Here is a 25927-nt window from a genome sequence, read left to right on the forward strand (position 1 = left end):
CGCGCGTCAGCCGAAGCGTTCGGCCCAGGTGGGCAGCGTGTCGGCCGGTGCCGGGGTGGCGTGGTAGACGCCGCGCGCGATGGCGCGGGCGAGGCAGGTTGCGGCGGCGTGGCCGATGCGCAGCGCGTCCCAGTCGGGGTCGGGCAGCGGCTTCTGGCCAGTGGCGGCGCCGAACACTAGATCGCCGTCGAAAGGCGTGTGGGAGGGCACAAGGGCGCGGGCCATGCCGTCATGGGCGGCCACCGCCATGCGCAGGCATTGCGCCTTGTCGAGCGCGGCATCGGTGGCGACGATGGCGATGGTGGTGGCCTCGCCTGCGATTTTCTCCAGCGAGGGCTCGTAGCCCGGGTCGGTGCGCTCGGGGCCGCCGAGGCCGCCGAATTCCTCGCCCATTTCCCAGGCCCCGGCCCAGAAGCGCGGACCGCGGCCCTCGGTGGCCGCGCCGACCGCATTGACCCCCACCAGCGCCCCCACGGTGATGCCGCTTTCGAGCACCACGGAGGCCGAGCCGAGCCCGCCCTTCAGCGTGGCGGTGGTGGCGCCGGTGCCGCAGCCGACCGAGCCGAGCCGGAAGCTGCCGCCCGCCGCATCGAGCGCCATGCGGCCCAAGGATTTGTAGGGGTTGTCCTTCCAGCCCTTGTCGCCGCCGTTCAGCAGGTCGAACAGGATGGCGCCGGGCACGATGGGCACGCGGGCCTCGCCCACCTGATAGCCCCTGCCCTGCGCCCGCAGCCCGTCGGCCACGCCGGAGGCGGCATCGAGCCCGAAGGCGGAGCCGCCGGAGAGCACGAGGGCATCGACCTTTTGCACCAGCTTGTCGGGGGCGAGCAGATCGGTTTCGCGGGTGCCGGGCGCGCCGCCCATGACGTGGACGGCGGCGGTGAAGGGCGCGTCGCCCACCAGCGCGGTGACGCCGGACTTGACCTGCGCGTTGGTGGCATTGCCGACCCGGAGGCCGGCAACATCGGTGATCAGATTGCGTGGACCCGGCTGCATCGTTACCCCCTTGAACCCCTGTGGAATTTCTCCCCGATGTGGGCGGGCCACGCAAGGACCAAGAGGCGCGCGGCGCTCAGGTTCCGGCCCGCGCGGGCAGCTCGAAGGCGCCGTGGTAGGTGAGGCGCGGGGTGTCGTCGAGCACGAAGGGGAAGCCGCCCATGGCCGCCTCGTCGATCACCACCACGGTATCCGATCCGGCGGTGATGTGGCGCACGTCCAGCAGCATTTCGCCCGCAAACACCCGCTCGAGCAGCGGCTCCGCCCCGCTGCCATGGCCCATCTGCACATGGGCCGGGTCGATGAAGGCCCCGGGCAGATCGACGGTCAGGGGCGCGGGGGCATCGGACACCGGCCCCTCCATCGGCGGCATGACGTAGCCCATGGCCTCGGCCTCGCTGCCGAGGATGCCCGAGAACAGGTGCACCCGGCGCGTGCCAGGGGGCAGCGGCGCGGCGCGATGGGCCTCGGGGCGGGAGGCGAGGCCGAGCAGGCGGGCGATGAGGCGCAGGAGCATGGCGCGAGCCTAGGCCGGAGGCGGCGCGCGGCGCAAGCGGCGCGAGGCGAGCGGGAAGCCGAGGAGGAAGAGCGCGAAATAGGCTGCGGTGAGGGCGAGCGCGCCGGTTTGCACCCCCGGTGTGGGGGGCATGGCGCCGAGCACCAGAAGCCCGAGGAGGCAGAGCGCGATGGCCACGGTGATGGCGGCGCTGGCCGGTCTTTCGGGCAGGGGGGAGCCGGGGTGACGGTCGAGCCAGGGGAGCGCGGTCCAGACGGCGAGCGCCGCCAGCAGGAGCACGACGCCCGCTGCCTTGTGCGGCAGGGCGCGCAGGATGGCGTAGAACGGCAGCATCCAGGTGTCGGGGAGGATATGGGCCGGGGTGGCGAGGGGCCCGGGTGCGGGGGCGCCGAGCGGGCTGGCGGCGAAAGGCCCGGGCAAGGGCGCGGCGGGAGGCGTGGTGAGGAGGAGTGCGGCGGCGAGCGCCAACAGGGTGGCGAGCAGGGGGAGGCGGCGGATCTGCCAGAGCGCGCAGAGGTGCCAGAGCAGAACCGCCAGCACGGCCAGCGGCAGGAGCAGCGGAGAGGTGAAGGGGGCCGCGAGCCAGGCCAGCCCCCGGGCGGCGAGGAAGAAGCCGAGCTGGCCCATGGGGAGCAGGTAGCCGAGGAAGCCCAGCGCGACGGCGAGCAGCGCGAAGCTGGTGAGGGCGACCCAGGTGGCGCGATGCGGCCGCCCGTGCAGCCCGGTGAGGGCGCCGAGCGCGATCAGGGCGAACAGCAGGGGTTCGGTCAGGCCGGTCACACGGCGCAGGAGCAGCCCGAACAGCCCCGGATCGCCGCCCGTTGCGCTCCAGAGGCCCCAGCCGAGGAGCAGCAGCGCCAGAAGCCCGGCCACCCCGTGCACCACCGCCCACCAGGCTGCGGGCAGGGTCATATGCACCGCCCGCCGTCGACCTCCAGGGCGGTGCCCGTGATCATCCCGGCCTCGTCGGAGCAGAGAAAGGCCGCCGCCGCGCCGAGGTCTTCGGGGGTGGAGAACCGCCCGAGGGGGATGGTGGCGAGGAACTTGGCGCGCATCTCGGGGGTGTCTTCGCCCATGAAGCTGGCGAGGAGCGGGGTTTCGCCCGCGACCGGGCAGAGCGCGTTGACGCGGACACCGGCGGGCGCAAGCTCGACGGCCATGGCCTTGGTGGCGGTGATGACCCAGCCCTTGGAGGCGTTGTACCAGTTGAGCCGGGGCCGGGGCGAGAGGCCGGCGGTGGAGGCGATGTTGAGCACCGCGCCTGCCCCCCTGCCCTTCATCGCGGCAATCACGGTGCGGGCGGAGAGGTAGATGGACTTCATGTTGATCGCGGCGACCCGGTCGAAGTCTTCTTCGGAGACCTCCTCCATCGGGGCGGGAAGGTGGGTGACGCCGGCGTTGTTGACGAGGATGTCCGCCGCCCCGGCCGCTTCGGCGCAGGCCTCCCAGTCGGCAAGGCGGGCCACGTCCATGGCGAGGGCCTGCCCGCCGATCCGGCTGGCGACACTGGCCGCCGCCTCGGCGTTGATGTCGGTGACGAGCACCTGTGCCCCCTCGGCGGCGAACTTGGCCGCGATGCCCGCGCCGAAGCCGGAGCCGCCGCCGGTGACGATGGCGCGTTTTCCCTCAAGTCGCATGAACTTTCCTCCCCTGTGTCGGGCGAATGAGAGGGCAAGGCGCGGCGTGGTGCAAGGGCAAGTGGGGCGCGGAACGCAAGGCGGGGCCCGAAGGCCCCGCCGGTCTGGCTGTGGTGACGGCTTGGGGCTGGGTCAGCCTGCGTCCTTGTAGCTGACCTCGCGGGTGTCCTTGCCGCCGAGCTTGTCGCGGCGCACCCGCAGGCGGTTGAGCGCGGTGACATAGGCCTTGCAGGAGGCGACCACGGTATCGGTATCGGCGGCCTCGCCGGTGGCCAGAACGCCCTCTTCCTCCATCCGCACGGTCACGGTGGCCTGGGCATCGGTGCCCTCGGTCACGGCGTGGACCTGGTAGAGCTGCAACCGCGCACCGTGGGGGTAGAGCGCCTTGACGGCGTTGAAGGCGGCATCGACCGGGCCGTCGCCCTGGGCGGTGGCCTGCTGGTCTTCGCCGTCGACGGTGAGGGTGATATCGGCCGACTGCGGGGCCTGGGTGCCGCAGACGACGCGCAGGAACTTCAGCTTCAGGTGCTCGGTTTCGGGGTCGGCGGAGGCATCGCGCATCAGGGCGACGAGGTCGTCGTCGAAGACCTCCTTCTTGCGGTCGGCCAGCTCCTTGAAGCGGACGAACACGTCCTTGAGCTGGTTGTCGCCCATCTCGTAGCCGAGTTCGGCCAGCTTGGAGCGCAGCGCGGCGCGGCCCGAGTGCTTGCCCATCACCAGGTTGGTGGCCGACAGGCCCACGTCTTCGGGGCGCATGATCTCGAAGTTCTCGGGGTTCTTCAGCATCCCGTCCTGGTGGATGCCGCTCTCGTGGGCAAAGGCGTTCTTGCCGACGATGGCCTTGTTGGGCTGCACCGCGAAGCCGGAGACGGCGGCGACGCGGCGGGAGATGTGCATGATCTTGCGGCTGTCGACGCCGGTGGTGAAGGGCATGATGTCATGGCGGGTCTTCATGGCCATGACCACCTCCTCCAGCGCGGTGTTGCCGGCGCGCTCACCGAGGCCGTTGATGGTGCATTCGATCTGGCGCGCGCCCGCCTCGACGGCGGCCAGCGAGTTGGCCGTGGCCATGCCCAGATCGTTGTGACAGTGGGTGGCAAACACCACGTCGGCGGCGCCGGGCACGGTTTCGATCAGGCGGGAGATCAGCGCGGCGCTCTCGCGCGGGGCGGTGTAGCCGACAGTATCGGGGATGTTGATGGTGGTGGCCCCGGCCTTGATGGCGATCTCGATGACGCGGCAGAGATACTCCCACTCGGTGCGGGTGGCATCCATGGGCGACCATTGCACGTTGTCGCAGAGGTTGCGGGCGTGGGTGACGGTCTCGTGGATGCGGTCCGCCATTTCATCCATCGTCAGGTTGGGGATCTGGCGATGCAGCGGCGAGGTGCCGATGAAGGTGTGGATGCGCGGGGATTTCGCGTGTTTCACCGCCTCCCAGCAGCGGTCGATATCCTTGAGATTGGCGCGCGCCAGGCCGCAGATTGTGGCGTTCTGCGCGGCGCGGGCGATTTCGGAGACGGCGGCAAAGTCGCCTTCGGAGGCGATGGGAAACCCGGCTTCGATGATATCCACGCCCATTTCGTCGAGCAGCGCGGCGATTTCCAGCTTCTCGTCGTGAGACATGGTGGCACCGGGCGATTGCTCGCCGTCACGCAGGGTGGTGTCGAAGATCAATACGCGGTTTGCGTCGGACATGGGAGTAACTCTCTGGCTTGCTGTTCTTTGGATCTGCTGTGCTTTGGCGCGTCTATACCTCTGAGCGGTCGCGCCGAAAAGGCACGCTCAGAGGCAGGTAAGCAGAAGAAGCAGGCCGGCAAGCGGCAGGGCGACAACAGCGAGAAGGGGAAGCCGGGTGGCTTCCTCCTGACGGGCGATGGCGATGGCCCGGGGCTGGTTGTGGCGCTGTTGCGTCATGGGGGCCAGTTATACGCGGGGAATCGGAAAAGGAAAGTGGAGATTTCCGGCCGCGGCGGGATCGGCGGGATTGCGGGGCGGGTGCGCTCAGGCGGGCGGGTGGATCAGGGGCTTGAGCCCGGCGGGGAAGAGCGCGGGGCCGGTGGTGTCGAGGGTGGCGAACTCGACCCAGCGCGCGGTGAAGAGCAGGCCGTTGTCTTCACGGGCCTCGATGGTGTTGGCGGTCATGTGGGGGCCCGGCGGGAGGGTGACGGGGGCGGCGAAGACCACCTCGTGGCCCGGTTCGCCCTCGTGGGTGTAGATATTCTCGAGCGCGACCGGGGGGCCGGCGATAGCGACCTCGAGGCCGAACTCCTCGGCCCATTCGCGGCGCAGGGCCACCTGCCAGCTTTCGCCGAATTCCACGCCGCCGCCGGGCGGGCGCACGCCCTTGAGCCGCCCGGCATCGTCGCGCACCTCGGCCGCAAGCAGCGCGGTGCCGCGCCATGCGAGGCCGATGGCGAGAACGCGGATCCGCGGGAGTGGGCGCCAGGTGGTCATGCGGCGGGACTAGCACGGCCGCCGGGGCGAGGCGAGATGGATGGTGGGGCGGCTGGCGAGGGTCAGACCACGTTGCGTTCCGGGCCGTAGGGGAAGCCGGTGATGTTCTCGGCCCCCTCCTCGGTGATGATAAGGATGTCGTGCTCGCGGTAGCCCCCTGCCCCGGGAATGCCTTCGGGGATGGTCAGCATCGGCTCCATCGAGATCACCATGCCCGGTTGCAGCACCGTGTCGATATCTTCGCGCAGCTCCAGCCCGGCCTCGCGGCCATAGTAGTGCGACAGCAGGCCGAAGGAATGGCCGTAGCCGAAGCTGCGATACTTCAGCAGGTCGCTCTCGGCGTAGAAGGCGTTGAGCCGTTCCGTCACCTCGTTGCAGCGCGCGCCGGGCTTGAGCAGCGACAGGCCGAGTTCGTGGGCTGCCACGTTGGCCTGCCAGAAGCCGAGCGAGGCCGGGTCGACCTCGCCCAGAAAGAGGGTGCGTTCGAGGGCGGTGTAATAGCCCGAGATCATGGGAAAGCAGTTGAGGCTGAGGATGTCGCCGCGCTGGAGCGCCCGGGAGGTGACCGGGTTGTGCGCCCCGTCGGTGTTGAGGCCGGACTGGAACCAGACCCAGGTGTCGCGATACTCGGCATCGGGGAAGCTGCGGGCGATTTCGGCCTCCATCGCGTCGCGGCCCGCCATGGCCACGTCGATCTCGCGCACGCCGCGCCCGATGGCGTTGCGGATCGCCGCGCCGCCGAGGTCTGCGATGCGGGCGCCCTCGCGGATCAGGGCGATCTCGGCCGGGCTCTTGACCATGCGCAGGGCCATGACTTGCCCGGCGATGTCGACCGAGACCGGGGCGAGGAAACTCTCCATCGCCGCGCGCTGGGCAACGGTCAGGTGATCGCCCTCGAAGCCGAGCACCCGGCCCTCGCCGGTGACATGGGCCACCGCGCGCCAGAAGTTGTCTCTGGCCCAGTCGGTATAGGTGAGCGCCTCGCCGTGGCAGCGCCGGGCCGGTTGGCCGCCGTCGATGCCGGCGCTGATGACGACGGAGGTGCGGGGTGTGACGACGAGGCCGAAGGGGCGGCCGAAGGCACAATAGAGGAAGCCCGAGTAGTAGGCGATGTTGTGCATCGAGGTGAAGAGCACCGCCTCGACGCCGGCCTCATCCATCACCGCGCGGAGCCGGGCAAGGCGGCCTTCATACTCCTCAGGCGAAAAGGGGAGCGGGGCCTTGGGGCCGTTGTCGAAGCGGTAAAAGGCGGGGCGGTCTGTCATCTGGTGCCTTTCCGGGCCGCTTGCAGGGCCCATTCGGTCAGGAATGGTCCCGGCGTTCAGGACGGAGAAGGCCCGTGCGGGGGTGACGCCATCACCCCGGGCGCGGGCAGAGTGGCATGGAGCGCGGGCGGTGCCAAGCCCGCAGGGCGCAATGCGCCCGCCCTGCCCGGCCCCACTTCCCCCCGCCGGGTCAATCGCTTAGCGTCCCTCCATGGCCCGCTACCTTGCCTCCCGACTGGTCTCTCTTGCGCTTTCGCTGGTGGCGGCGAGCGTGGTGATCTTCTTCATGCTCGAGGTCATTCCGGGCGATCCGGCCTCCTTCATGCTGGGGCTGAACGCCAGCGAGGAGACCGTGGCCGCGCTGCGCAGCGAGCTTGGCCTCGATGGCAGCACGCCGGAGCGCTACCTGCGCTGGATCACCGGGCTGATGACGGGCGACATGGGCACCTCCTACACCTACCGCGTGCCGGTGGAGGGGCTGATTGCCGACCGCCTCGCGGTGTCGGCCCCGCTGGCGGCCTATGCGCTGGTGCTCTCGACCGTGCTGGCCATTCCGGTCGGCCTGCTGGCGGCCGCCTTTCGGGGCCGGGCGGCGGATTACGGGGTGATGGGGCTGACCCAGCTTGGCATCGCGGTGCCCAACTTCTGGTTCGGGATGCTGCTGGTGCTGGCCTTCGCCATCACGCTGCCGTTCTTTCCGGCAGGCGGGTTTCCGGGCTGGAATGCGGGCCTCTGGCCGGGCCTGAAGGCGCTGACCCTTCCGGCGGTGGCGCTGGCGCTGCCGCAGGCTTCGATCCTTGCGCGGGTCATGCGCTCGGCGCTGATCGAGGTGCTGGGGCAGGAGTTCATCCGTACCGCGCGCGCCAAGGGCCTGTCGCGCCGGCAGGCACTGGTGCGCCATGCGCTGCGCAATGCGCTGGTGCCGGTGCTGACGATCCTCGGGTTGCAGTTTTCGTTCCTGCTGGCGGGGGCGATCATCATCGAGAACGTGTTCTACCTGCCCGGGCTCGGGCGCCTGATATTTCAGGCGATCACCCAGCGCGACCTGATCGTGGTGGAGAGCGCGGTGATGCTGCTGGTCTTCGCGGTGATCTGCGTGACCTTTCTGACCGATATCGCCTATGGCCTCGCCGATCCGCGGCTGCGGAGGCGGCGGTGAGCGCGGTGGGTGCGCCATGCGGGGCGGGGGCCACGCGATGAGGCTGCCGCTCCAGCTCACCTTCGGCGCTGCGCTGACCGCGCTGTTCACCCTCGCCGCGCTGCTGTCGCTGGTCTGGACGCCCCATTCGGTGCTGGACATCGTGGTATCGAACAAGCTGCTGCCGCCCTCGGCGGCGCATCCGCTGGGCACCGACCATCTGGGGCGCGACATGCTCTCCTTGCTGATGGCGGGCGCGCGGACCTCGCTCAGCGTGGCACTGGTGGCGGTGACCATCGGGCTGGCGATCGGGGTGCCGCTGGGGCTGACGGCGGCCGCCTCGCGGGGCTCGCTGCTCGACGAGGTGATCATGCGTGGCAACGACCTGGTGTTTGCCTTCCCCTCCCTCGTCATTGCCATCCTGATCACCGCCACCTTCGGGGCCTCGGCGCTGAATGCGATCCTGGCGATCGGGATTTTCAACATCCCTGTCTTTGCCCGGGTCGCTCGGGGCGCGGCACTGGGGGTGTGGCAGCGCGAGTTCATCCTTGCCGCCCGCGTCGCCGGAAAATCCCGCGCCCGCATCTCGGCCGAACACATCCTGCCCAACATTGCCAACCTGCTGGTGGTGCAGGCGACGATCCAGTTTTCGCTCGGCATCCTTGCCGAGGCGGGCCTGTCCTACGTTGGCCTCGGGGCGCAGCCGCCGACGCCGAGCTGGGGGCGGATGCTGGCGGATGCGCAGACCTTCTTTTACAGCGTGCCGCGCCTCGCCATGGCGCCGGCCTTCTGCATCGTGGCCACGGTGCTTGGCCTCAACCTGATGGGCGACGGGCTGCGCGACATGCTCGATCCGCGGCTGCGCAGGGCGGTGCAATGATTGCGCTGGACGGTCTTTCGCTCGCCATCCACGGCACCCCGATCCTGCGGGATGTGAGCCTGTCGCTCGCCCCGGGCCGGATCCTCGGGCTGGTGGGCGAGAGCGGCTCGGGCAAGTCGATGACGGCGCTGTCGATCATCGGGCTGCTGCCCCATGGCGCGAAGACCACCGGCGCGGCCCTGCTGGATGGGGAGGATCTGCGGCAGGCCTCCGAGCGCCGGCTCTGTGCGCTGCGCGGCAACGAGATCGGCATGATCTTCCAGGAGCCGATGACGGCGCTGAACCCGATGAAGCAGATCGGGGCGCAGGTGGCCGAGACCCTGCGCATCCACGGTGCCGCCTCGCGCCGCGAGGCCGCGCGGATCGCGCGCGACAAGCTCGACCGGGTCGGCCTGAAGGAGATCCCCGACAGCCGCTATCCGCACGAGCTATCGGGCGGGCAGCGCCAGCGGGTGTGCATCGCCATGGCCATCGCCCTGCGCCCCCGGCTGCTGATCGCCGACGAGCCGACCACGGCGCTGGATGTCACCACGCAGGCGCAGATCCTCGACCTGCTGCGCGAGCTGGTGCGCGAGGAGGGGATGGCGCTGCTGCTGATCACCCATGACCTCGCGGTGGTGGCCGAGATGGCAGACGAGATCGCGGTGATGAAGGCGGGCGAGGTGGTGGAGCACGGGCCCGCCGCCAGCCTGCTGCGTGCGCGGCGCCACCCCTATACGCGCTCGCTCTTCGAGGCCTCCGGGCACCAGCCCGACCGGGCCGCGACCCGGATCACCGAGGCCCCGCTGCTCACGGTGACGGGCGCGATCCGCGAATACCCCACGCGGCGCGGCCCGTTCCGGGCGGTGAACGGGGTGAGCTTTGCCCTCAGGCAGGGCGAGTCGCTCGGGCTGGTGGGCGAGAGCGGCTGCGGCAAGAGCACGCTGACCCGCGCGATCCTCGGGCTCGATCCGCTGCAGGGCGGGACCATCGAGCTGGCCGGGGCGCAGGTGACGCCGGAGATGGGGTTTGACCTCAGGCGGCGGGTGCAGGTGGTGTTTCAGGACCCCTATGGCTCGTTCAACCCGCGCCACCGGGTGGGGCGGCTGGTGTCGGAGCCGTTTCACCTCACCGGCAGACCCGCGGACCTGCCGGCGCGGATCGCCGCGGCGCTGCGGGATGTGGGGCTGTCGGAGCGCGATGCGGAGAAGTATCCGCACGAGTTTTCGGGCGGGCAGCGCCAGCGCATCGCGATTGCCCGCGCGCTCATCACCCACCCCGAGCTGATCGTGCTCGACGAGGCGGTGTCGGCGCTGGATGTGCAAGTGCGCGCCCGCATTCTCGACCTGCTGGCGCATCTGCAGGCCGAGCGGGGCCTGAGCTACCTGTTCATCAGCCATGACCTTTCGGTGGTGCGCAACGTGACCGACCGGGTGCTGGTGATGAAGGCCGGCGAGATCGTGGAGCAGGGCGAGACCGGGCAGGTCTTCACCGCCCCCGCCCACCCCTACACCCGCGCCCTGATCTCTGCCGCGCCGGTGCTGGCCGCGTAGGGCGGGACTTGTCCCGCCACCCCCGGGGCCGGTGAGCGCAGCGAAGCGGCCCCACCGCGCGACGCGCGGCTGCCCTGTGCCCGGTTGGTATACCATCCCTCTTCCCAAGGCCGCGCCGCCGCCCTAACCTCCCGCCCAGGGGAGGAGCCCGAATGTCCGATATCACCGCAGGCTGGTTCGACCCCAGCGCGTATCTCGTCGACGGCCATTGGCAGGCCGCCCAGGCGACGCTGCCGATCGAGGATCCCTCCACCGGCGAGGAGATCGGGGCCATCGCCCGATGCTCCGCCCGCGAGGTGGCCGATGCGGTTGCCGCCGCCCAGACCGCGCTGGACGGCGAGTGGGGCCGGCTCACCGCCGCCGAGCGGGGCCGCATCCTGTTGCGCCTCTCTCGGCTGATCGAGGCGCGGGGCGAGGCGCTGGCGATGCTGGAGGCCCGCGACGTGGGCAAGCCGCTGACCCAGGCCCGCGCCGACGCCAGGGCACTCGCCCGCTACATGGAGTTCTACGGCGGCGCCGCCGACAAGATCACCGGCCAGACCCTGCCCTATCTCGACGGCTACACCGTCTACACCCTGCGCGAGCCCCATGGCGTCACCGGCCATATCATTCCGTGGAACTACCCGATGCAGATCATCGGGCGCTCGGTCGGGGCCGCGCTGGCGATGGGAAATGCCTGCGTGCTGAAGCCGGCGGAAGAGGCCTGCCTGACGGCGCTGGCCTTTGCCCGGCTGGCGCAGGAGGCCGGGCTGCCACGGGGCGCGCTGAACGTGGTGCCGGGCCTCGGAGAGGAAGCGGGCGCGGCGCTGTCGCGCAATCCGGGCGTGCGCCACCTGTCGTTCACCGGCTCGGCGGGGGTCGGCACGCTGATCCAGCAGGCGGCGGCGGTCAACATCGTGCCGGTCACGCTCGAACTTGGCGGCAAGTCGCCCCAGATCGTCTTTGCCGATGCCGACCTCGACGCGGCGCTGCCCTTCCTGCTGTCGGCCGGGTTGCAGAACGCCGGGCAGACCTGCTCGGCCTCGTCGCGCCTCCTCGTGGAGCGCCCGCTCTGGGAGGAGGCGATGGCGCGGATGGCGGAGGCCTATGCCAAGCTCATTGCCGCCCCGGCGCTGGAAGACGCCGACCTCGGGCCGCTCATCTCGGCGCGTCAGAAGCAAATCGTGCAGGGCTACCTATCCCGCGACGAAGGGTTGCAGACCCTCGCCACGGGCCGCGTCTCCGACAGCGCCCCGGCAGCCGGGCACTACACCGCGCCTCGCCTCTTTGCCACCAACGACCCGACCCACCTGCTGGCGCAGGAAGAGATATTCGGGCCGGTGCAGGTGATGATCCCCTTCGAGGGTGAGGAGGAGGCGATCGCCATTGCCAACGGCACCGGCTACGGGCTGGTCGCCTCTGTCTGGTCGGCCAACGGGGCACGGCAGATGCGGATGGCCAAACGGCTGCGCGCCGGGCAGGTCTTTCTCAACAATTACGGCGCGGGAGGCGGTGTGGAGCTGCCCTTCGGCGGTGTCGGGCGCTCGGGGCACGGGCGCGAGAAGGGCTTCGAGGCCCTCTACGGATTTTCAACTCTCAAGACGGTGGCAGCACGGCATGACTGAAGTTTTCCAAGGCAGGTTCAACGGCAAGCGGGCCCTCGTCACCGGCGGGGCCTCCGGCATCGGGCTGGCTGCCGCGCTGCGGATGCAGGCTGAAGGGGCGCGGGTCACGGTCTGGGACGTGAACGAGGCCGCGCTGGCGCGAGCCGAGGCGGAGGGGCTCACCCCGGCGCTGGTCGATGTGACCGATGCGGGCGGCGTGGACGCGGCGATGAAGACGGCGCAGACGGCGATGGGCGGGCTCGACATTCTGGTCTGTTCGGCGGGCATCACCGGCCCCAACGTGCCGACGTGGGAATACTCGCTTGAGGACTGGCACGCGGTGACAAACCTCAATTACCACGGCGTCTTCTACTGCAACCGCGTGGCCGCGCCGCTGATGAAGGCCGCGGGCTATGGTCGGATCGTCAACATGGCCTCGGTGGCGGGCAAGGAGGGCAACCCGAACGCGCCGGCCTATTCCTCGACCAAGGCCGCCGTCATCGGGCTGACCAAGTCGCTCGGCAAGGAGCTGGCCGACACGGCGGTGACGGTCAACTGCGTGGCCCCGGCGGCGGTGGAATCTCCGATCTTCGAGCAGATGACGCCGGAGTTCATTGCCTTCATGAAGTCGAAGATCCCGATGAACCGCTTCGGCACGGTGGATGAGATCGCCGCCATGGTCTGCTGGCTTGCTTCCGCCGAGGCCAGCTTTACCACCGGGGCCTGCTTCGACCAGTCGGGCGGGCGGGCGACCTTCTAAATTGTAAGGTCATTGACAAAATTCATCGCCCGCCCCATTTTGTAAGGTATCTTACAAATGGAGGACACCGTGACCACCATAGACCCTGCCGCCGGGATCGTGACGCTGATCAACACCTTCGAGGTTGCGCCCGAGAAGGCCGACGCGCTGGTTGCGCTGCTCGACGCGGCCACCGAAGAGAAGATGCGGCACGTGCCGGGGTTCGTTTCGGCCAATATCCACAAGTCGCTGGATGGCACCCGGGTTGCGAACTACGCGCAATGGGAGAGCCGCGAGGCGTTTCAGGCGATGCTGGCCGACCCGGAGGCGCAGGTGCACATGCGGGCCTGCGGCGAGATTGCCACCAGCTTCAGCCCGGTGCTCTACGAGGCGCTGTCATGCCACCGGAGCTGACCGCCGCTTTCTCCCGCGCCGGCTACAAGAGCCCTGCCGACAGTTCGGGCCTGCTGCTGTGGCGCGGGTTCCTCGCGTGGCAGCGCAGCCTGTCGGCGGCGCTGCTGCCCCATGGGCTGACCCAGCCGCTGTTTTCGATCCTTGCCGTCACCGGCTGGCTGACGCGGGAGGGCGGCGCGGTGAGCCAGCAGCGGATCGCGGATTTCTCGGGGATGGAGCGGATGCATATTTCGGGGCTCGTGCGCAAACTCGAAACCATGGGCCTGCTCGCCCGGGTGCCTTCGCAGCGCGACCGGCGGGCGATGGCGGTGTCGCTGACGCAGGAGGGCCGCGAGACGCTTGCCAGCGCGCTCGGCACCACCGCCGATCATGATGCGGCCTTCTTTGCCGAGAACCCCGAGCTCGATCCGCGCGGCTGAGCCCCCTACCCTTCCAGCGCCTTGGCCCCGTTGGGGCTGAGGGCATAGACCCCCTTTTCGACCCGCTCGAACCATCCGTAGTGGTCATCGGCCATCATCCGGGTGGCCTTTTCGACGCCGGTTTCCCGCGCCACCGCCGCGCCCCGGCTGGGGCCATGGGCAGCGAGGTGCTCGGCAAGGCGGATCGCATCCTGCCGGTAGGCGGTGACGATGCTGCCGTTGCGGGCCGCGCCGCCGAGGTTGGGGTCGCCCTCGCGGCGGGCGAACTCACGCAGCAGGCGGCTCTTGCGGGGGGCGGACTTGCGGGGCTGGTAGGGGGCCGGGTCGAGCGCGATCTGGGTGTGGCCGTCGGCGAGGCGCACGTAGATGAGGCCGAGGCCGAGACGGCGGCAGAGGGTCTTGTGCTGCTTCATCGCGGAGAGCCAGCGGCGGCCCTGCCCGCGCGGCACGGCGAGGTAGACGGCATCGGTGAGCGACTGGCGGGCAATGCCCTGGTGGACGAGGGCGAGGGAGAAGGCGAGCTTGAGCTCGACCACGACCGGCGCCTCGTTTTCGCGCACCGCGACCACATCTGCGGCACCGACCTCGCCCTTCACCTCGTAGCCCTGGGCCTCAAGGAGCGATTTGACCGGCGCGTAGAGATCCTGCTCTTTTGGTTTTATCTCCGCCATGGGCAGAGTTTAGCCCCTCCGGGCGCCGCTGCGAAGAGGCGCCATGGCCCTGGCAGCGCGACGAAGCCGCAAGGCGCCCGGCAGCAACTTGCCGTGTTGTCGATCCAGCCCCCCTTGCCGCCCCTCGCCCCATGCCCCTATAAGCCAAAAGTTCCGAGGGGGCGGCCCGAGTCGTGCCCTTGAGGGCTTTGGTTTGAGGGCAGGGGTGAAATTGGAATGGCATTTCTGAGCGGTCTTTTTTCGTCAGACATGGCGATCGACCTCGGCACCGCCAACACGCTGGTTTACGTGAAGGGGCGAGGGGTTATCCTCAACGAACCTTCCGTGGTGGCCTATCACACCAAGGGCGGGCGCAAGGAAGTGCTGGCAGTGGGTGAGGATGCCAAGCTGATGCTGGGCCGAACGCCCGGCAGCATTGAGGCGATCCGGCCGATGCGCGAGGGCGTGATTGCCGACTTCGACACCGCCGAGGAGATGATCAAGCACTTCATCCGCAAGGTGCACAAGCGCACCACCTTCACCAAGCCCAAGATCATCGTTTGCGTGCCCCATGGCGCGACGCCGGTGGAGAAGCGGGCCATTCGCCAGTCGGTGCTGAGCGCAGGCGCGCGCCGGGCCGGGCTGATTGCCGAGCCGATCGCGGCGGCCATCGGGGCCGGGATGCCGATCACCGATCCGACCGGCAACATGGTGGTCGACATCGGCGGCGGCACCACCGAGGTGGCGGTGCTCTCGCTGGGTGACATCGTTTATGCCCGCTCCGTCCGCGTCGGCGGCGACCGGATGGACGAGGCGATCGTCAGCTACCTGCGCCGCCAGCACAACATCCTGATCGGTGACAGCACCGCCGAGCGGATCAAGACCTCCATCGGCACCGCGCGGATGCCCGACGACGGGCGTGGCGCGAGCATGATGATCCGGGGGCGCGACCTGTTGAACGGCGTGCCGAAGGAAACCGAGATCAACCAGGCGCAGGTTTCGGAAGCTCTGAGCGAGCCGGTGCAGCAGATCTGCGAGGCGGTCATGACCGCGCTCGAGGCCACCCCGCCCGACCTTGCAGCCGATATCGTGGACCGGGGCGTGATGCTCACCGGAGGCGGGGCGCTGCTGGGCGAGCTGGACCTTGCGCTGCGCGAGCAGACCGGCCTTGCCATTTCGGTGGCCGACGAGTCACTGAATTGTGTGGCCCTGGGCACCGGCAAGGCGCTGGAATATGAAAAACAGCTCAGGCATGTGATAGACTACGACAGCTGAGGCGGCCGGGGGGCGCCGCCCATGCGGAAAGGCTGCCCGCTTGGCGAAGAGAGACACCAATATCGACTACGTCAGCCCGGTCAGGCGCATTCTGACCGTGGTGCTGGTTGTGCTCTGCCTCGGGCTGTTCCTGCTGTGGCGGATCGACAGCCCGCGGGTCGAGCGCTTTCGCTCCAACCTGATCGACGCGGTGGTGCCGAGTTTCGAATGGGCGAGCGTGCCGGCCACCAAGGTTGGCAACATGGCCGACAGCTTTCAGAGCTATAACCGACTTTACGAGCAAAATCAGGAGCTTCGCCGCGAGCTTCAGCAGATGAAGGCCTGGAAGGAGGCCGCCGTTCAGCTGGAGCAGCAGAATGCGAAGCTGCTGGCGCTCAACAGCCTGCGGCTGGACCCGCGGCTCACATCGGTTTCGGGCGTGGTGATTGCCGACTCGGGCTCGCCCTTCCGCCAGTCGGTGCTGCTGAACGTGGGGCGGCGCGATGGCATCCGGGATGGCTGGGCGGTGATGGACGGGCTGGGCCTTGTGGGGCGGATTGCGGGCGTGGGCCAGCAGACCAGCCGCGTGATCCTGCTGACCGATGCCGCGAGCCGCATTCCGGTGACGGTACAGCCCTCGGGGCAGCACGCGATGCTGGCGGGCGACAACCGCGCCGCGCCGCCGCTGGAGTTCATCGAGGACCGTGACACGGTGCGCCCGGGCGACCGGGTGGTGTCTTCGGGCGATGGCGGGGTGTTTCCGGCCGGGCTGGTGGTGGGCCAGCTCGTGGAGGGGCGCGACGGGCGGCTGCGGGTGCGGCTGAGTGCCGATTACGAGCGGCTCGACTTTCTGCGCATCCTGCGCAGCCACGAAGCCGAGGTGATCGCGGACCCGGGCGGGCTGGTGCTGACGCCGCAGGCGACCCCCAACCCGCACCCCGAGGAGCTGACCCAGAACGAGGGAGGCAATGATGGTTGATCCGATCACCACCCGGATCTGGACCTATCGCGCCGCCTTCCTCGGCCTGTGCACGCTGTTCGCCTTCTTTCGCCTGCTGCCGCTGGACACCACCGCGGGCGGCCTGCCCGGCCCCGACCTGATGCTGGCGCTCACCTTCGCCTGGGTGCTGCGCCGCCCCTCCTACGTGCCCCCGGCGCTGATGGTCTTCGTCTTCCTGATGGCGGACCTGATCTTTCAGCGCCCGCCGGGGCTCTGGGCGTTGCTGGTGCTGCTCGGGTGCGAGTTTCTGCGGGCGCGTCAGGGGCTTTCGCGCGAGTTGCCGTTTCCGCTGGAGTGGGCGATGGCGGGGATCGTGATGGTGGCGCTGATGGTGGCGAACATGGCGCTGCTGGCGCTGTTCATGGTGCCGCGTCCGCCGATCGGGGTGGCGGTGCTGCAGATCGGCATGACCATCCTGACCTACCCGATCGTGGTGGCGGCCTCGCATATGCTCTTCGGGCTGCGCAAGGCGGCGCCGGGCGAGGTGGATGCGCTGGGGCACCGGCTATGAGGCGCGCGCCGAAGGATACCGAGGAGAGCGTTCGCCGGATCACCCGGCGCGGGCTGGTGATGGGCGGGCTGATGGGCGGCTTTGCCACGCTGCTGGCGGGGCGGATGCGCTACATGCAGGTGGAGCAGGCCGATACCTTCCGCCTGCTGGCCGAGGAAAACCGGATCAAGTTTTCGCTGATCCCGCCGGAGCGCGGGCTGATCTTCGACCGCAACGGGCGGCCGATTGCGGTGAACGAGCAGATCTATCGCGTGGTCATCGTGCCCGAGGATGCGGGCGATCTCGAGAACACGCTGGCCCGGCTGCGCAAGATCATTCCGCTGACCGACGAGCAGGCCGAGGAGGCGCTGGCCGAGATGCGCCGCTCGTCGCCCTTCCTCGAATACACCATCGCCGACCGGCTGAGCTGGGAGCAGCTCTCGGAGGTGGCGGTGAACACCCCTGCCCTGCCCGGCATCTCGCCCGAGGTGGGCCTGTCGCGCAACTACCCGATGCTGGAGGATTTCGCCCATGTCATCGGCTACGTCGGCCGGGTGAGCGACTACGACCTCTCCAAGATCGAAGACCCCGACCCGCTGCTGCGGCTGCCGCAGTTCCAGATCGGCAAGGTCGGGGTGGAGAGCAAGTGGGAGGAGCCGCTGCGCGGCAAGGCGGGCAACCGGCGCATCGAGGTGAACGCCGCCGGGCGGGTGATGCGCGAGCTGGACCGGCAGCAGGGGGTTTCAGGGGTTGATCTGCAACTCACTGTCGACAGCGGGTTGCAGAACTTCGTGCAGGCGCGGCTGGGCACCGAGAGTGCGGCGGCGGTGGTGATGGATGTGACCAACGGCGACCTGCTCGCCATCGGCTCGGCCCCCTCGTTCGACCCCAACCTCTTTGTGCGCGGCATCTCGGTGGCCGACTACCGCGAGCTGACCGAAAACGACCACCGCCCGCTGGCGAACAAGGCGGCGCAGGGGCTCTATCCGCCGGGCTCGACCTTCAAGATGGTCACGGCACTGGCGGCGATAGAGGCAGGCGTGGTGACGGCGGGCGAGACCTTCTATTGCCCGGGTCACAAGGAGGTTTCGGGCCGCCGCTTCCATTGCTGGAAGCGCTCGGGACATGGCTGGGTGGACCTCGACGGCTCGCTGCAGCAGAGCTGTGACGTTTATTACTACGAACTGGCGCTGAAGGCGGGGATCGACAACATCTCGGCCATGGCCAAGAAGCTCGGGATCGGGGTGCGCCATGACGTGCCGATGAGCGCGGTGGCCGAGGGGATCGCGCCCAACAAGGCGTGGAAGGCGGAGCGCTACGAGCAGGACTGGGTGGTGGGCGACAGCCTGAACGCCTCGATCGGACAGGGCTACGTGCTGGCCTCGCCGCTGCAACTGGCGGTCATGGCCTCGCGCATTGCCAGCGGCACGCAGATCCAGCCGCGGCTGGTGAAATCGGTCGACGGGCGCGAGACCGAGGTGAAGGGGCTGGAGCCGCTCGATATTTCGCCCACGGCGCTGCAACAGGTCCGCAAGGGCATGTACAACGTGGTGAACTCGGGCCGGGGCACGGCGCGGGGCAGCCGGATCGTGGCCGAGGGCATGCTGATGGCGGGCAAGACCGGCACCAGCCAGGTGCGCTCGGTGGTGGTGCGCAACCAGGATGTGCCTTGGGAGCAGCGCGACCATGCGCTGTTCGTGGCCTTTGCCCCCTACGAGAACCCGAAATACGCGGTGTCGGTGGTGGTGGAACACGGCGGCGGCGGCTCTGCCGTGGCGGCGCCGGTGGCGCGGGACATCATGTTGCAGGCGCTCTACGGCGGGCTGCCGCCGCTGGAGGCCTACCCCAGCTCGTCGCGCTGGGAGGCGGAGCAGATGCGCAAGGATCTGAAGCTGCGCGAGGATCTGCGGCAAGAGGCGAGCGACCGGGCATGATGCAGCACGAGACCCATGCCACGGGGCGGGCCGGATGAGCTATCTCGAGTACAACCGCGAGACGGTGCCGACCGGCTTTCGCAAGGTGCTCTATGTCAACTGGGCGCTGGTGGTGCTGCTCGTCGCGGTCAGCGCGGTGGGCTTCCTGATGCTCTTCTCGGTCGCGGGCGGCTCGCTGAGCCCTTGGGCCGAGCCGCAGATCAAGCGGTTTGCGCTGGGGCTGGTGGTGATGTTCTTCGTTGCCATGGTGCCGATCTACTTTTGGCGGAACCTTGCGCTGCTGGCCTATCTCGGCTCGCTGCTTCTGCTTGTTTTCGTTGAACTCTTTGGCGATGTGGGCATGGGCGCGCAGCGCTGGATCGACCTTGGCTTCATGCGGTTGCAGCCCTCGGAGGTGTGCAAGATCACCCTCGTGATGCTGCTGGCCGCCTATTACGACTGGCTCGACGTGGGCAAGACCTCGCGGCCGCTCTGGGTGGCGCTTCCGGTCGTCATCATCCTTGTGCCGACGGCGATGGTGCTGAAGCAGCCCGACCTCGGCACGGCGCTTCTGCTGGTTGTGGGCGGGGCGATGGTGATGTTCTGCGCGGGCGTGCACTGGCTCTACTTCGGCGCGGTGATCGCCTCGGGCGTGGGGCTGGTGAGCGCGGTTCTGGCCTCGCGCGGGACCACGTGGCAGCTTCTGAAAGACTACCAGTACCGCCGGATCGACACCTTCCTCGACCCGGAGAGCGACCCGCTGGGGGCGGGCTATCACATCACCCAATCCAAGATCGCCCTCGGTTCGGGCGGCTGGACCGGGCGCGGGCTGATGGAGGGCACGCAGAGCCGGCTGAACTTTCTGCCGGAAAAGCACACCGACTTCATCTTCACCACGCTGGCGGAGGAGTTCGGCTTTGTCGGGGGCGTCTCGCTGCTGGTGCTCTATGTGCTCATCATCGCCTTCTGCATCGTCTCGGCGCTGAAGAACCGCGACCGCTTCAGCTCGCTGCTGATCCTCGGGGTGGCGGGCACGTTCTTTCTGTTCTTCGCGGTGAACATGAGCATGGTGATGGGCCTTGCGCCGGTGGTCGGCGTGCCGCTGCCGCTGGTGAGCTATGGCGGCTCGGCGATGATCGTGCTGCTGGGGGCCTTCGGGCTGGTGCAGAGCGCCCATATCCACAGGCCGCGCGGCCGCGGCTGAAGATGGCCTGGGTGGCTTGGCGGTGACGCGGGGCGCGGTTAGGGTCCGGCCATGACATTGAACATTCTCCTCTCCGCCCGCCCCGCCCTTTGGGATCCCTATTCCACCGCCCTGCCCCGCGCCTGCGCCGCGGCCGGGCTTGACGTGACGCTGCACCGCGCCGGCGAGATCGCGCCGGGCGAGGTGGATTACGTGGTGTTTGCGCCCAACGGGCCGGTGGAGGATTTTGCGCCCTTCACCCGCGCCAAGGCGGCGTTGAGCCTTTGGGCCGGGGTCGAGCAGATCGTGGGCAACGAAACGCTGCGGATGCCGCTGGCGCGGATGGTCGACAGTTCGCTGACCGAAGGCATGGTCGAATGGGTCACCGGCATGGTGCTGCGCCATCATCTCGGGATCGACCGGCACATCGTGAACCCGGAGCAGAAATGGCAGTTCGTCATCCCGCCGCTGGCGCGGGACCGGGTGGTGACGGTGCTGGGCACCGGGGCGCTGGGGGCGGCCTGCGCGAAGGCGCTGGTGGGGCTGAACTTTCAGGTCAGGGGCTGGTCGCGCAGCATGAAGCAGATCGAGGGGGTCGAGAGCTTTGCCGGGGACGAGGGGTTCTGGCAGGCGCTGGAGGGGGCCGGGATCGTGGTGCTGCTTTTGCCCGACACGCCGGCGACCGAGAACGTGATGAGCACGCGCGCCTTTGCCGCCATGGCGGAGGGGAGCTTTGTGATCAATCCCGGGCGGGGGCCGCTGATTGACGAGGCGGCGCTGCTTGCGGCGTTGGAGAGCGGGCAGGTTGCCCATGCCACGCTGGACGTGTTCCGCCAGGAGCCGCTGCCGGAGGGCCATGCCTTCTGGGCGCATCCGCAGATCACCGTGACGGCGCATACGGCCTCGGAAACCCGGGTGGGCAGTGCGAGCGAGGCAGTGGCGGAGAATATCCGGCGGGCCGAGGCGGGTGAGCCGCTGGTCGGGCTGGTGGACCGCGCGGCGGGGTATTGAGGGGGAATCCTCGGGCTTGACCCGAGGATCTCCTGGCCGCCGAGAGATCCTCGGGTCAAGCCCGAGGATGACGGCGTGTCAGTCCTCGGCTTCCAGCGCCAGCGGCGCTTCGGGGGTGGCGAGGTCCGCCGTGGTGAGCGGGTCGGCGGGGCGGGCGAGGCGGTTGCGGGTGCACCAGAGCAGGCGCTCCTCGGCGCGGGTGATCGCCACATAGGCGAGGCGCTTCCAGAGCGGTTGCCCGGCCTCGTCGCGGTTCATCCGGGCGGCGACGAAGAGATCGGGGGCGAAGACCTGCACCGTGGGCCATTGCGAACCCTGCGCCTTGTGGATCGTCACCGCCGCGCCGTGCAGGAAGGTTGCCCCCATGCGGGCGGCATAGGGAATGAAGGGCTCTTCCTCGTCCGGCAGCTCGATCTTGACGATGGAAGCCGCCGAGACCTGCGGCTGCTCGGCACCGATCACGTGGAGGCGCGAGAACCCGGCCTTCTTGCCCGGCCCGAGATAGACGACCTGCGCCCCCTTGATCAGCCCGCGGGCCTCGAGATCGAGCCGCTTCTTGCGGTGCTTCGCGGGCAGCTCGATGCCGTCGCAGATCAGTGGCTCGCCGGGCAGCAGCGCATCGTGGGGGGCGTGGTAGGCGGCGCGGAAGGCGTGGATGAGGCGGATGCGGGTGTTGTTGCGCCAGACCAGCACCGGCGAGCGGGCCATGAGCGCGGCCTCGACCCGCTCGGAAACCACCACCCGGTCGTCGGCGCGGGCCTTCTCGTAGACCATCTGCTCGAAGCTCTGAAAATCGAGCGCCGGGTCGGCAAGCGCGTGGGCGAGGTCGAGGATCGGGTTGTCATCGGCCTGGCGGTGGATGCGGTGCAGCTCCAGCTTGCGGGGGGCGGGGAGCTTGTCGAAGACCATGCTGCCCGACTGCTTGACGGGGGCGAGCTGGGCCGGGTCTCCGAACAGCACGAGGGCCTGGAAGATCTCGGTGAGGTCGGTGAACTGGTCGTCCGAGAGCATGGAGCTTTCGTCGATGAAGCCGATGTCGAGCGGCTCTTCGCGGCGCTTCCAGCCGGTGATGAAGTCGCTGCCGCGCAGACCGGCGGACGCGAGGGCGGCGGGCACGGATCTGGTGGCCTGGAACACCGCGTGGGCACGGTCGAGCGCGGCCTCGGTGATGCCCTCGGGCGGCTCGGGGCGGTCGCCCTGCCCGGCCAGCCACTCGGCGATCTTCTCGTACTCCGGGTCATAGACCGGGGTGTAGAGAATGCGGTGGATCGTGGTTGCCGCGACGCCGCGGTTGCGCAGCACCGAGGCGGCCTTGTTGGTGGGCGCGAGGATGGCCAGCGTGCGGCGGTCCTTGCGCGGCTTGCTCTCCCAATCGCCCGAGATGATCTCGACCCCGGCCTCGGCCAGCGCATCGGCGAGGCGGGCCAGCAGCAGGGTCTTGCCCGAGCCGGCCTTGCCGATCACGGCCGTGACGGTGCCCTTGCCCTCGGTCATCGGGGTGGTGGTTTCGTCGTCGATATCGACGCCATGGGCGCGCAGCACCTGGGCCAGCGTATCCCAGGCCTGGGCCTGATCGTCGGAGAAGTGCAGCGTGGGGAGGTTCATGGGGCGGAGTTTAGGCGCTCCGCCCCGGGGTCGCTAGGCCGAAACGGCGACCGGGAGCGGTGTGGTCGGGCCAAAGGCGCGGTCGAACCAGTGGCGCGAGAGCGCGGGACTGAGGCCGGCCTTGCGGGCGACGCGGCAGCGGGCGCTGTCGGAGACCTCCCAGAGCCCGACGCTGATGGCCTCTCTGCCCTGCCCCGCGGTGCCGAGCACGGTGGGCTGCCAGCCCAGACGGCCGTAGATGCGCACCATCCGCGCATCGAACACGCCGGCCACATCGGTGAGCCGGAAGCCGCAGCCGAGCTCTGCCGCGCCCAGCATCAGCGCCCCGGCCACCCGCCCGTCGGCCTCGGGGGCGAGGCAGAAGCGGGTGCATTCCCAGATCAGCGGGTGGGTGATGGTGACGCCATCGGTCAGGTGGGTGAAGTGATCGTTGAGCATGCAGGGCGCCGTGGTGGGCAGGAAGCGCATGGAGCCGCCGTGGCTGCCGTCGGCCCGCTGCCAGATCACGTAGAGCGGGTTTTGCGCATCGTATTGGTCGTGCTCCTCGCCCGCCGCGTCCACGCTCACCTCCCAGCCGAGCCGCTCCGAGAACTGGCGGGCGCGGTCGCGGAACATGGTCTCGCGCAGCTTGGGAAAGGTGGAAAGCTCTTCGCCGTAGATGTAACGCAACATGGGTTCTCCCTCCGTCATGGTTGCATGCGTGGAGGGAGGTTAAGGAATTATCGTTAAAGTTGTTAATGTGGCGTGCGCATCCCGTTAAGGGTGCGTTAACGCCCGGCCGGACGGCTCAGAAGACGAGCCGTCCCTGCGACAGGGCGAGGGCCACGGCATGGGTGGTGTTCATGGCGCCGAGCTTGTAGCGGGCGCCCTCGATGTAGACCCGCAGGGTGTGCTCGGAGATTTCGAGGCTCTCGGCGGCCTGGGCGCGGCTGTAGCCGAGCGCCAGAAGGGTGAGCGCGTCGCGTTCGCGGGGCGAGAGCGGGCGTTGCGGGGTGCTGCCCGGGCCGCCTGCGTCGATGTCGAGCGCCTTCTGGTTGAGGTAGTGGGCGGCGAGGATCAGCTCGCGGGTGTGGGCCTCGGTGAAGCGGGTCCATTTTGCGTCGGTCGCGTTGTGCGACACGGTGAACAGCGCAAATTGTCCCGAGGGCCCGCGGATGGGCACGGTGTAGCCCTGGTTGCCGACCCCGGCCCCCTGTGCCTCGTCCATGAAGTCGCGGCTGACCGCGCCGGACCAGTCGAGGCGGCGCCAGTCGACCGGGTGGAAGCGCTGGAAACAGCCCATGACCACCGGGTCGATGCGCTCGTATTCTTCGGAGATGTAGCGATCGACCCAGGAGTCGGAGTAGGTCAGCGCGGCGTATTGCCCGCCGCTGGCATTGACCGAGTGATAGACGACATGCTCGACCTCGAAGAGTTCGCGCAGCTCGAAGACGCTGGCCTGAACATCGTCAAGCGTGCTCGCCTGCTGCAAGCCCTCGATGAAAGTTTCCATTGCTGCCGCCATCGCCTTCCGCCGAAGCGTCTCCCCTGAACGATGCGGGACCGCAGCCGGTTTCGCGGCTTGCAATATCGATCGTCTCCAGCAGCTTTCCCTCCAGCATGGAAAGCCCGTTGCGCTCTGCATAAGCCCGCAGGTCGGCCAGGACGTCGATGACCCAATCGTGTTTCATAGGCAGCCTCAAGTCTAAAGGTTAACGATGTATTAACACAACCCTAGCATGTGACCGGCGCGGGTGAAATTCGCGGATGTGCAGTCCCCAGAAATGGGGAGACCTGCCCTTTTGGCCAATTTTAATTGACATGTTTACGATCTCGACAGGACTCCGGCCCCGAATTGGGGCCGGAGAATCAGTGCCGAAAGCACAACCTGTGCGTGTGCCTCGCTGCCTTGCCACCCTTGTGCGGCGGCGGCGTGGACGCCGGGTCAGGCGCCGCCGCGGCGGGCTTCCAGCGCGTCTTCGAGCGTGCGCAGACCGGTCTTGGGGGCCTGCACCAGCACGGCCATGTTGCCCGGCTTGTGCTCGTTGCGCAGCATCTTCACATGGGCCGCCGGGATCTCGTCCCAGTGGAAGACCTCGGACATGCAGGGGTCGAGGCGGCGCTCGATCATCAGCTTGTTGGCCGCGGCGGCCTGCTTGAGGTGGGCGAAGTGCGAGCCCTGAAGGCGCTTCTGGTGCATCCACATGTAGCGCACGTCGAAGGTGCAGTTGAAGCCGGAGGTGCCGGCGCAGATCACGACCATGCCGCCCTTCTTCACCACGAGGGTCGAGACCGGGAAGGTGGCCTCGCCGGGGTGTTCGAAGACCATGTCGACCGACACGCCCTTGCCGGTGATATCCCAGATCGCCTTGCCGAACTTGCGGGCCTCTTTCAGCCACTCGTTATACTCGGGGCTGTTGACCGTGGGGAGCTGGCCCCAGCAGTTGAAGTCCTTGCGGTTGATGACGCCCTTGGCGCCCTGGTCCATGACGAACTGGCGCTTGCTCTCGTCGGAGATCACGCCGATGGCGTTGGCGCCGGCGGTGTTGGCGAGCTGGATCGCGTAGCTGCCGAGGCCGCCGGAGGCGCCCCAGACCAGCACGTTCTGGCCCGGCTTCAGGTCATGCGGCTCGTGGCCGAAGAGCATGCGGTAGGCGGTGGCCAGCGTGAGGGTGTAGCAGGCGCTCTCTTCCCAGGTCAGGTGCTTGGGGCGCGGCATGAGCTGCTGGGCCTGGACCTTGGTGAACTGCGCAAAGGAGCCATCGCCGGTTTCGTAGCCCCAGATCCGCTGGCTGGGAGAGAACATCGGGTCGCCGCCGTTGCAGAACTCGTCATCGCCGTCGTCCTGGTTGCAGTGGATCACCACCTCGTCGCCGACCTTCCAGCGCGTGACCTTGTCACCGACCTTCCAGACGATGCCGGAGGCGTCGGAGCCGGCGATGTGGAAATCCTGCCCGTGCACGTCGAAGGGGGAGATCGGCTGCCCGAGGCCGGCCCAGACGCCGTTGTAGTTGACGCCGGCGGCCATGACGAGAACCAGAACCTCCTGGCTGTCGATCTCCCAGGTCGGCAGAACCTCCTGCTTGAAGGACACATCGGGCTCGCCGTGACGCTCGCGGCGGATGGCCCAGGCATACATCTTGGGCGGCACGTAGCCGAGCGGAGGCATTTCTCCGATCTCGTAGAGTTCCTTCTCCTCGGCCTCGTAAGGGGCCTGAGGGGCTTCGGTGATGTCCAGCGCCATCTGTGTCTCTCCTCATGTCCT

At 68.8% G+C, this 25927-nt stretch carries 27 protein-coding genes; 13 read left to right on the forward strand and 14 right to left on the reverse strand.

What is annotated here, in order from left to right; translation table 11 throughout:
* Positions 1–6 precede the first annotated feature (6 nt).
* From GTH22_RS10790 to GTH22_RS10820, 8 genes are all read right to left on the reverse strand, one after another.
* A complete protein-coding gene (locus GTH22_RS10790; RefSeq protein ID WP_252945196.1) occupies positions 7–996 on the reverse strand; it encodes a P1 family peptidase in 990 nt (329 codons plus the stop codon).
* Positions 997–1072: 76 nt separating this feature from the next.
* Positions 1073–1513: a hypothetical protein gene (locus GTH22_RS10795; protein ID WP_252945197.1), complete on the reverse strand. Its 441-nt coding sequence runs from the start codon at positions 1511–1513 to the stop codon at positions 1073–1075.
* A 9-nt stretch (positions 1514–1522) separates the two neighbouring features.
* Complete coding sequence (locus GTH22_RS10800; protein WP_252945198.1) at positions 1523–2425, reverse strand: hypothetical protein; 903 nt, start codon at positions 2423–2425, stop codon at positions 1523–1525.
* Positions 2422–3150, reverse strand: a complete 729-nt coding sequence (locus tag GTH22_RS10805; RefSeq protein WP_252945199.1) for a glucose 1-dehydrogenase — start codon at positions 3148–3150, stop codon at positions 2422–2424. Before GTH22_RS10805 ends, GTH22_RS10800 begins: the two co-directional genes overlap by 4 nt.
* A 132-nt stretch (positions 3151–3282) precedes the next feature.
* Positions 3283–4848, reverse strand: coding sequence for a 2-isopropylmalate synthase (locus tag GTH22_RS10810; protein WP_252945200.1), 1566 nt, complete (start codon positions 4846–4848; stop codon positions 3283–3285).
* Between the two features lie 87 nt (positions 4849–4935).
* The gene (locus tag GTH22_RS22100) at positions 4936–5067 is read right to left on the reverse strand and encodes a hypothetical protein (RefSeq protein ID WP_256471576.1); all 132 of its coding nucleotides are present in this window, start codon (positions 5065–5067) and stop codon (positions 4936–4938) included.
* Positions 5068–5154: 87 nt separating this feature from the next.
* Positions 5155–5607, reverse strand: coding sequence for an NUDIX hydrolase (locus GTH22_RS10815; protein ID WP_252945201.1), 453 nt, complete (start codon positions 5605–5607; stop codon positions 5155–5157).
* Positions 5608–5669: 62 nt separating this feature from the next.
* Positions 5670–6872, reverse strand: coding sequence for an aminopeptidase P family protein (locus GTH22_RS10820; RefSeq protein ID WP_252945202.1), 1203 nt, complete (start codon positions 6870–6872; stop codon positions 5670–5672).
* A 211-nt stretch (positions 6873–7083) separates the two neighbouring features.
* Between GTH22_RS10820 and GTH22_RS10825 the strand changes: the two genes are divergently transcribed.
* The 7 genes from GTH22_RS10825 to GTH22_RS10855 all read left to right on the forward strand — a co-directional run bounded on the left by GTH22_RS10825 (position 7084) and on the right by GTH22_RS10855 (position 13577).
* Positions 7084–8031, forward strand: coding sequence for an ABC transporter permease (locus GTH22_RS10825; RefSeq protein ID WP_252945203.1), 948 nt, complete (start codon positions 7084–7086; stop codon positions 8029–8031).
* Positions 8032–8068: 37 nt separating this feature from the next.
* Positions 8069–8890: an ABC transporter permease gene (locus GTH22_RS10830; protein ID WP_252945204.1), complete on the forward strand. Its 822-nt coding sequence runs from the start codon at positions 8069–8071 to the stop codon at positions 8888–8890.
* Positions 8887–10422 carry an ABC transporter ATP-binding protein gene (locus GTH22_RS10835; protein WP_252945205.1) on the forward strand — a complete coding sequence of 512 codons (1536 nt, stop codon included), beginning with the start codon at positions 8887–8889 and terminating at the stop codon, positions 10420–10422. Before GTH22_RS10830 ends, GTH22_RS10835 begins: the two co-directional genes overlap by 4 nt.
* Before the next feature lie 152 nt (positions 10423–10574).
* Positions 10575–12026, forward strand: a complete 1452-nt coding sequence (locus GTH22_RS10840; RefSeq protein WP_252945206.1) for an aldehyde dehydrogenase family protein — start codon at positions 10575–10577, stop codon at positions 12024–12026.
* Positions 12019–12765, forward strand: a complete 747-nt coding sequence (locus GTH22_RS10845) for an SDR family NAD(P)-dependent oxidoreductase (RefSeq protein ID WP_252945207.1) — start codon at positions 12019–12021, stop codon at positions 12763–12765. The genes GTH22_RS10840 and GTH22_RS10845 overlap by 8 nt, the downstream gene beginning before the upstream one ends.
* Before the next feature lie 69 nt (positions 12766–12834).
* Complete coding sequence (locus GTH22_RS10850) at positions 12835–13158, forward strand: antibiotic biosynthesis monooxygenase (protein ID WP_252945208.1); 324 nt, start codon at positions 12835–12837, stop codon at positions 13156–13158.
* The gene (locus tag GTH22_RS10855; RefSeq protein WP_252945209.1) at positions 13143–13577 is read left to right on the forward strand and encodes a MarR family winged helix-turn-helix transcriptional regulator; all 435 of its coding nucleotides are present in this window, start codon (positions 13143–13145) and stop codon (positions 13575–13577) included. Before GTH22_RS10850 ends, GTH22_RS10855 begins: the two co-directional genes overlap by 16 nt.
* A 5-nt stretch (positions 13578–13582) precedes the next feature.
* Here GTH22_RS10855 and GTH22_RS10860 read toward each other — a convergent pair whose 3' ends face one another.
* Positions 13583–14248, reverse strand: a complete 666-nt coding sequence (locus GTH22_RS10860; RefSeq protein ID WP_252945210.1) for a DUF2161 domain-containing phosphodiesterase — start codon at positions 14246–14248, stop codon at positions 13583–13585.
* 216 nt (positions 14249–14464) lie between these two features.
* On the opposite strand from GTH22_RS10860, the gene GTH22_RS10865 reads away from it, so the two are divergent.
* The 6 genes from GTH22_RS10865 to GTH22_RS10890 are packed head-to-tail and all read left to right on the forward strand — an operon-like array spanning position 14465 to position 21078.
* Complete coding sequence (locus GTH22_RS10865) at positions 14465–15502, forward strand: rod shape-determining protein (RefSeq protein ID WP_252945211.1); 1038 nt, start codon at positions 14465–14467, stop codon at positions 15500–15502.
* Between the two features lie 40 nt (positions 15503–15542).
* Positions 15543–16460: a rod shape-determining protein MreC gene (gene mreC / locus GTH22_RS10870; protein ID WP_252945212.1), complete on the forward strand. Its 918-nt coding sequence runs from the start codon at positions 15543–15545 to the stop codon at positions 16458–16460.
* Positions 16453–16992: a rod shape-determining protein MreD gene (locus tag GTH22_RS10875; RefSeq protein WP_252945213.1), complete on the forward strand. Its 540-nt coding sequence runs from the start codon at positions 16453–16455 to the stop codon at positions 16990–16992. Before mreC ends, GTH22_RS10875 begins: the two co-directional genes overlap by 8 nt.
* The gene (mrdA, locus tag GTH22_RS10880; protein ID WP_252945214.1) at positions 16989–18905 is read left to right on the forward strand and encodes a penicillin-binding protein 2; all 1917 of its coding nucleotides are present in this window, start codon (positions 16989–16991) and stop codon (positions 18903–18905) included. The genes GTH22_RS10875 and mrdA overlap by 4 nt, the downstream gene beginning before the upstream one ends.
* Before the next feature lie 34 nt (positions 18906–18939).
* The gene (gene rodA, locus GTH22_RS10885) at positions 18940–20088 is read left to right on the forward strand and encodes a rod shape-determining protein RodA (protein ID WP_252945216.1); all 1149 of its coding nucleotides are present in this window, start codon (positions 18940–18942) and stop codon (positions 20086–20088) included.
* A gap of 51 nt (positions 20089–20139) precedes the next feature.
* Entirely contained in the window at positions 20140–21078 is a 939-nt protein-coding gene (locus GTH22_RS10890; protein ID WP_252945217.1) for a glyoxylate/hydroxypyruvate reductase A, read from the forward strand.
* 78 nt (positions 21079–21156) lie between these two features.
* Here the strand turns inward: GTH22_RS10890 and GTH22_RS10895 are convergent, their stop codons facing one another.
* From GTH22_RS10895 to ccrA, 5 genes are all read right to left on the reverse strand, one after another.
* Positions 21157–22683 carry an AAA family ATPase gene (locus GTH22_RS10895; RefSeq protein ID WP_252945218.1) on the reverse strand — a complete coding sequence of 509 codons (1527 nt, stop codon included), beginning with the start codon at positions 22681–22683 and terminating at the stop codon, positions 21157–21159.
* Positions 22684–22716: 33 nt separating this feature from the next.
* A complete protein-coding gene (locus GTH22_RS10900) occupies positions 22717–23355 on the reverse strand; it encodes an acyl-homoserine-lactone synthase (RefSeq protein WP_252945219.1) in 639 nt (212 codons plus the stop codon).
* 115 nt (positions 23356–23470) lie between these two features.
* Positions 23471–24175 carry a LuxR family transcriptional regulator gene (locus GTH22_RS10905; protein ID WP_252945220.1) on the reverse strand — a complete coding sequence of 235 codons (705 nt, stop codon included), beginning with the start codon at positions 24173–24175 and terminating at the stop codon, positions 23471–23473.
* A complete protein-coding gene (locus tag GTH22_RS10910) occupies positions 24132–24353 on the reverse strand; it encodes a hypothetical protein (RefSeq protein ID WP_252945221.1) in 222 nt (73 codons plus the stop codon). The genes GTH22_RS10905 and GTH22_RS10910 overlap by 44 nt, the downstream gene beginning before the upstream one ends.
* 254 nt (positions 24354–24607) lie before the next feature.
* The gene (gene ccrA, locus GTH22_RS10915; RefSeq protein ID WP_252945222.1) at positions 24608–25906 is read right to left on the reverse strand and encodes a crotonyl-CoA carboxylase/reductase; all 1299 of its coding nucleotides are present in this window, start codon (positions 25904–25906) and stop codon (positions 24608–24610) included.
* Positions 25907–25927 lie beyond the last annotated feature (21 nt).

The sequence above is a fragment of the Oceanicola sp. 502str15 genome, assembly GCF_024105635.1.
Classification (GTDB): domain Bacteria; phylum Pseudomonadota; class Alphaproteobacteria; order Rhodobacterales; family Rhodobacteraceae; genus Vannielia.

What these genes read in the sequence shown, in the direction of transcription:
- GTH22_RS10790 (WP_252945196.1), bottom strand. Translation starts at nt 996, where the DNA reads ATGCAGCCGGGTCCACGCAATCTGATCACCGATGTTGCCGGCCTCCGG.
- GTH22_RS10795 (WP_252945197.1), bottom strand. Translation starts at nt 1,513, where the DNA reads ATGCTCCTGCGCCTCATCGCCCGCCTGCTCGGCCTCGCCTCCCGCCCC.
- GTH22_RS10800 (WP_252945198.1), bottom strand. Translation starts at nt 2,425, where the DNA reads ATGACCCTGCCCGCAGCCTGGTGGGCGGTGGTGCACGGGGTGGCCGGG.
- GTH22_RS10805 (WP_252945199.1), bottom strand. Translation starts at nt 3,150, where the DNA reads ATGCGACTTGAGGGAAAACGCGCCATCGTCACCGGCGGCGGCTCCGGC.
- GTH22_RS10810 (WP_252945200.1), bottom strand. Translation starts at nt 4,848, where the DNA reads ATGTCCGACGCAAACCGCGTATTGATCTTCGACACCACCCTGCGTGAC.
- GTH22_RS22100 (WP_256471576.1), bottom strand. Translation starts at nt 5,067, where the DNA reads ATGACGCAACAGCGCCACAACCAGCCCCGGGCCATCGCCATCGCCCGT.
- GTH22_RS10815 (WP_252945201.1), bottom strand. Translation starts at nt 5,607, where the DNA reads ATGACCACCTGGCGCCCACTCCCGCGGATCCGCGTTCTCGCCATCGGC.
- GTH22_RS10820 (WP_252945202.1), bottom strand. Translation starts at nt 6,872, where the DNA reads ATGACAGACCGCCCCGCCTTTTACCGCTTCGACAACGGCCCCAAGGCC.
- GTH22_RS10825 (WP_252945203.1), top strand. Translation starts at nt 7,084, where the DNA reads ATGGCCCGCTACCTTGCCTCCCGACTGGTCTCTCTTGCGCTTTCGCTG.
- GTH22_RS10830 (WP_252945204.1), top strand. Translation starts at nt 8,069, where the DNA reads ATGAGGCTGCCGCTCCAGCTCACCTTCGGCGCTGCGCTGACCGCGCTG.
- GTH22_RS10835 (WP_252945205.1), top strand. Translation starts at nt 8,887, where the DNA reads ATGATTGCGCTGGACGGTCTTTCGCTCGCCATCCACGGCACCCCGATC.
- GTH22_RS10840 (WP_252945206.1), top strand. Translation starts at nt 10,575, where the DNA reads ATGTCCGATATCACCGCAGGCTGGTTCGACCCCAGCGCGTATCTCGTC.
- GTH22_RS10845 (WP_252945207.1), top strand. Translation starts at nt 12,019, where the DNA reads ATGACTGAAGTTTTCCAAGGCAGGTTCAACGGCAAGCGGGCCCTCGTC.
- GTH22_RS10855 (WP_252945209.1), top strand. Translation starts at nt 13,143, where the DNA reads ATGCCACCGGAGCTGACCGCCGCTTTCTCCCGCGCCGGCTACAAGAGC.
- GTH22_RS10860 (WP_252945210.1), bottom strand. Translation starts at nt 14,248, where the DNA reads ATGGCGGAGATAAAACCAAAAGAGCAGGATCTCTACGCGCCGGTCAAA.
- GTH22_RS10865 (WP_252945211.1), top strand. Translation starts at nt 14,465, where the DNA reads ATGGCATTTCTGAGCGGTCTTTTTTCGTCAGACATGGCGATCGACCTC.
- GTH22_RS10875 (WP_252945213.1), top strand. Translation starts at nt 16,453, where the DNA reads ATGGTTGATCCGATCACCACCCGGATCTGGACCTATCGCGCCGCCTTC.
- mrdA (WP_252945214.1), top strand. Translation starts at nt 16,989, where the DNA reads ATGAGGCGCGCGCCGAAGGATACCGAGGAGAGCGTTCGCCGGATCACC.
- rodA (WP_252945216.1), top strand. Translation starts at nt 18,940, where the DNA reads ATGAGCTATCTCGAGTACAACCGCGAGACGGTGCCGACCGGCTTTCGC.
- GTH22_RS10890 (WP_252945217.1), top strand. Translation starts at nt 20,140, where the DNA reads ATGACATTGAACATTCTCCTCTCCGCCCGCCCCGCCCTTTGGGATCCC.
- GTH22_RS10895 (WP_252945218.1), bottom strand. Translation starts at nt 22,683, where the DNA reads ATGAACCTCCCCACGCTGCACTTCTCCGACGATCAGGCCCAGGCCTGG.
- GTH22_RS10900 (WP_252945219.1), bottom strand. Translation starts at nt 23,355, where the DNA reads ATGTTGCGTTACATCTACGGCGAAGAGCTTTCCACCTTTCCCAAGCTG.
- GTH22_RS10905 (WP_252945220.1), bottom strand. Translation starts at nt 24,175, where the DNA reads ATGGAAACTTTCATCGAGGGCTTGCAGCAGGCGAGCACGCTTGACGAT.
- GTH22_RS10910 (WP_252945221.1), bottom strand. Translation starts at nt 24,353, where the DNA reads ATGAAACACGATTGGGTCATCGACGTCCTGGCCGACCTGCGGGCTTAT.
- ccrA (WP_252945222.1), bottom strand. Translation starts at nt 25,906, where the DNA reads ATGGCGCTGGACATCACCGAAGCCCCTCAGGCCCCTTACGAGGCCGAG.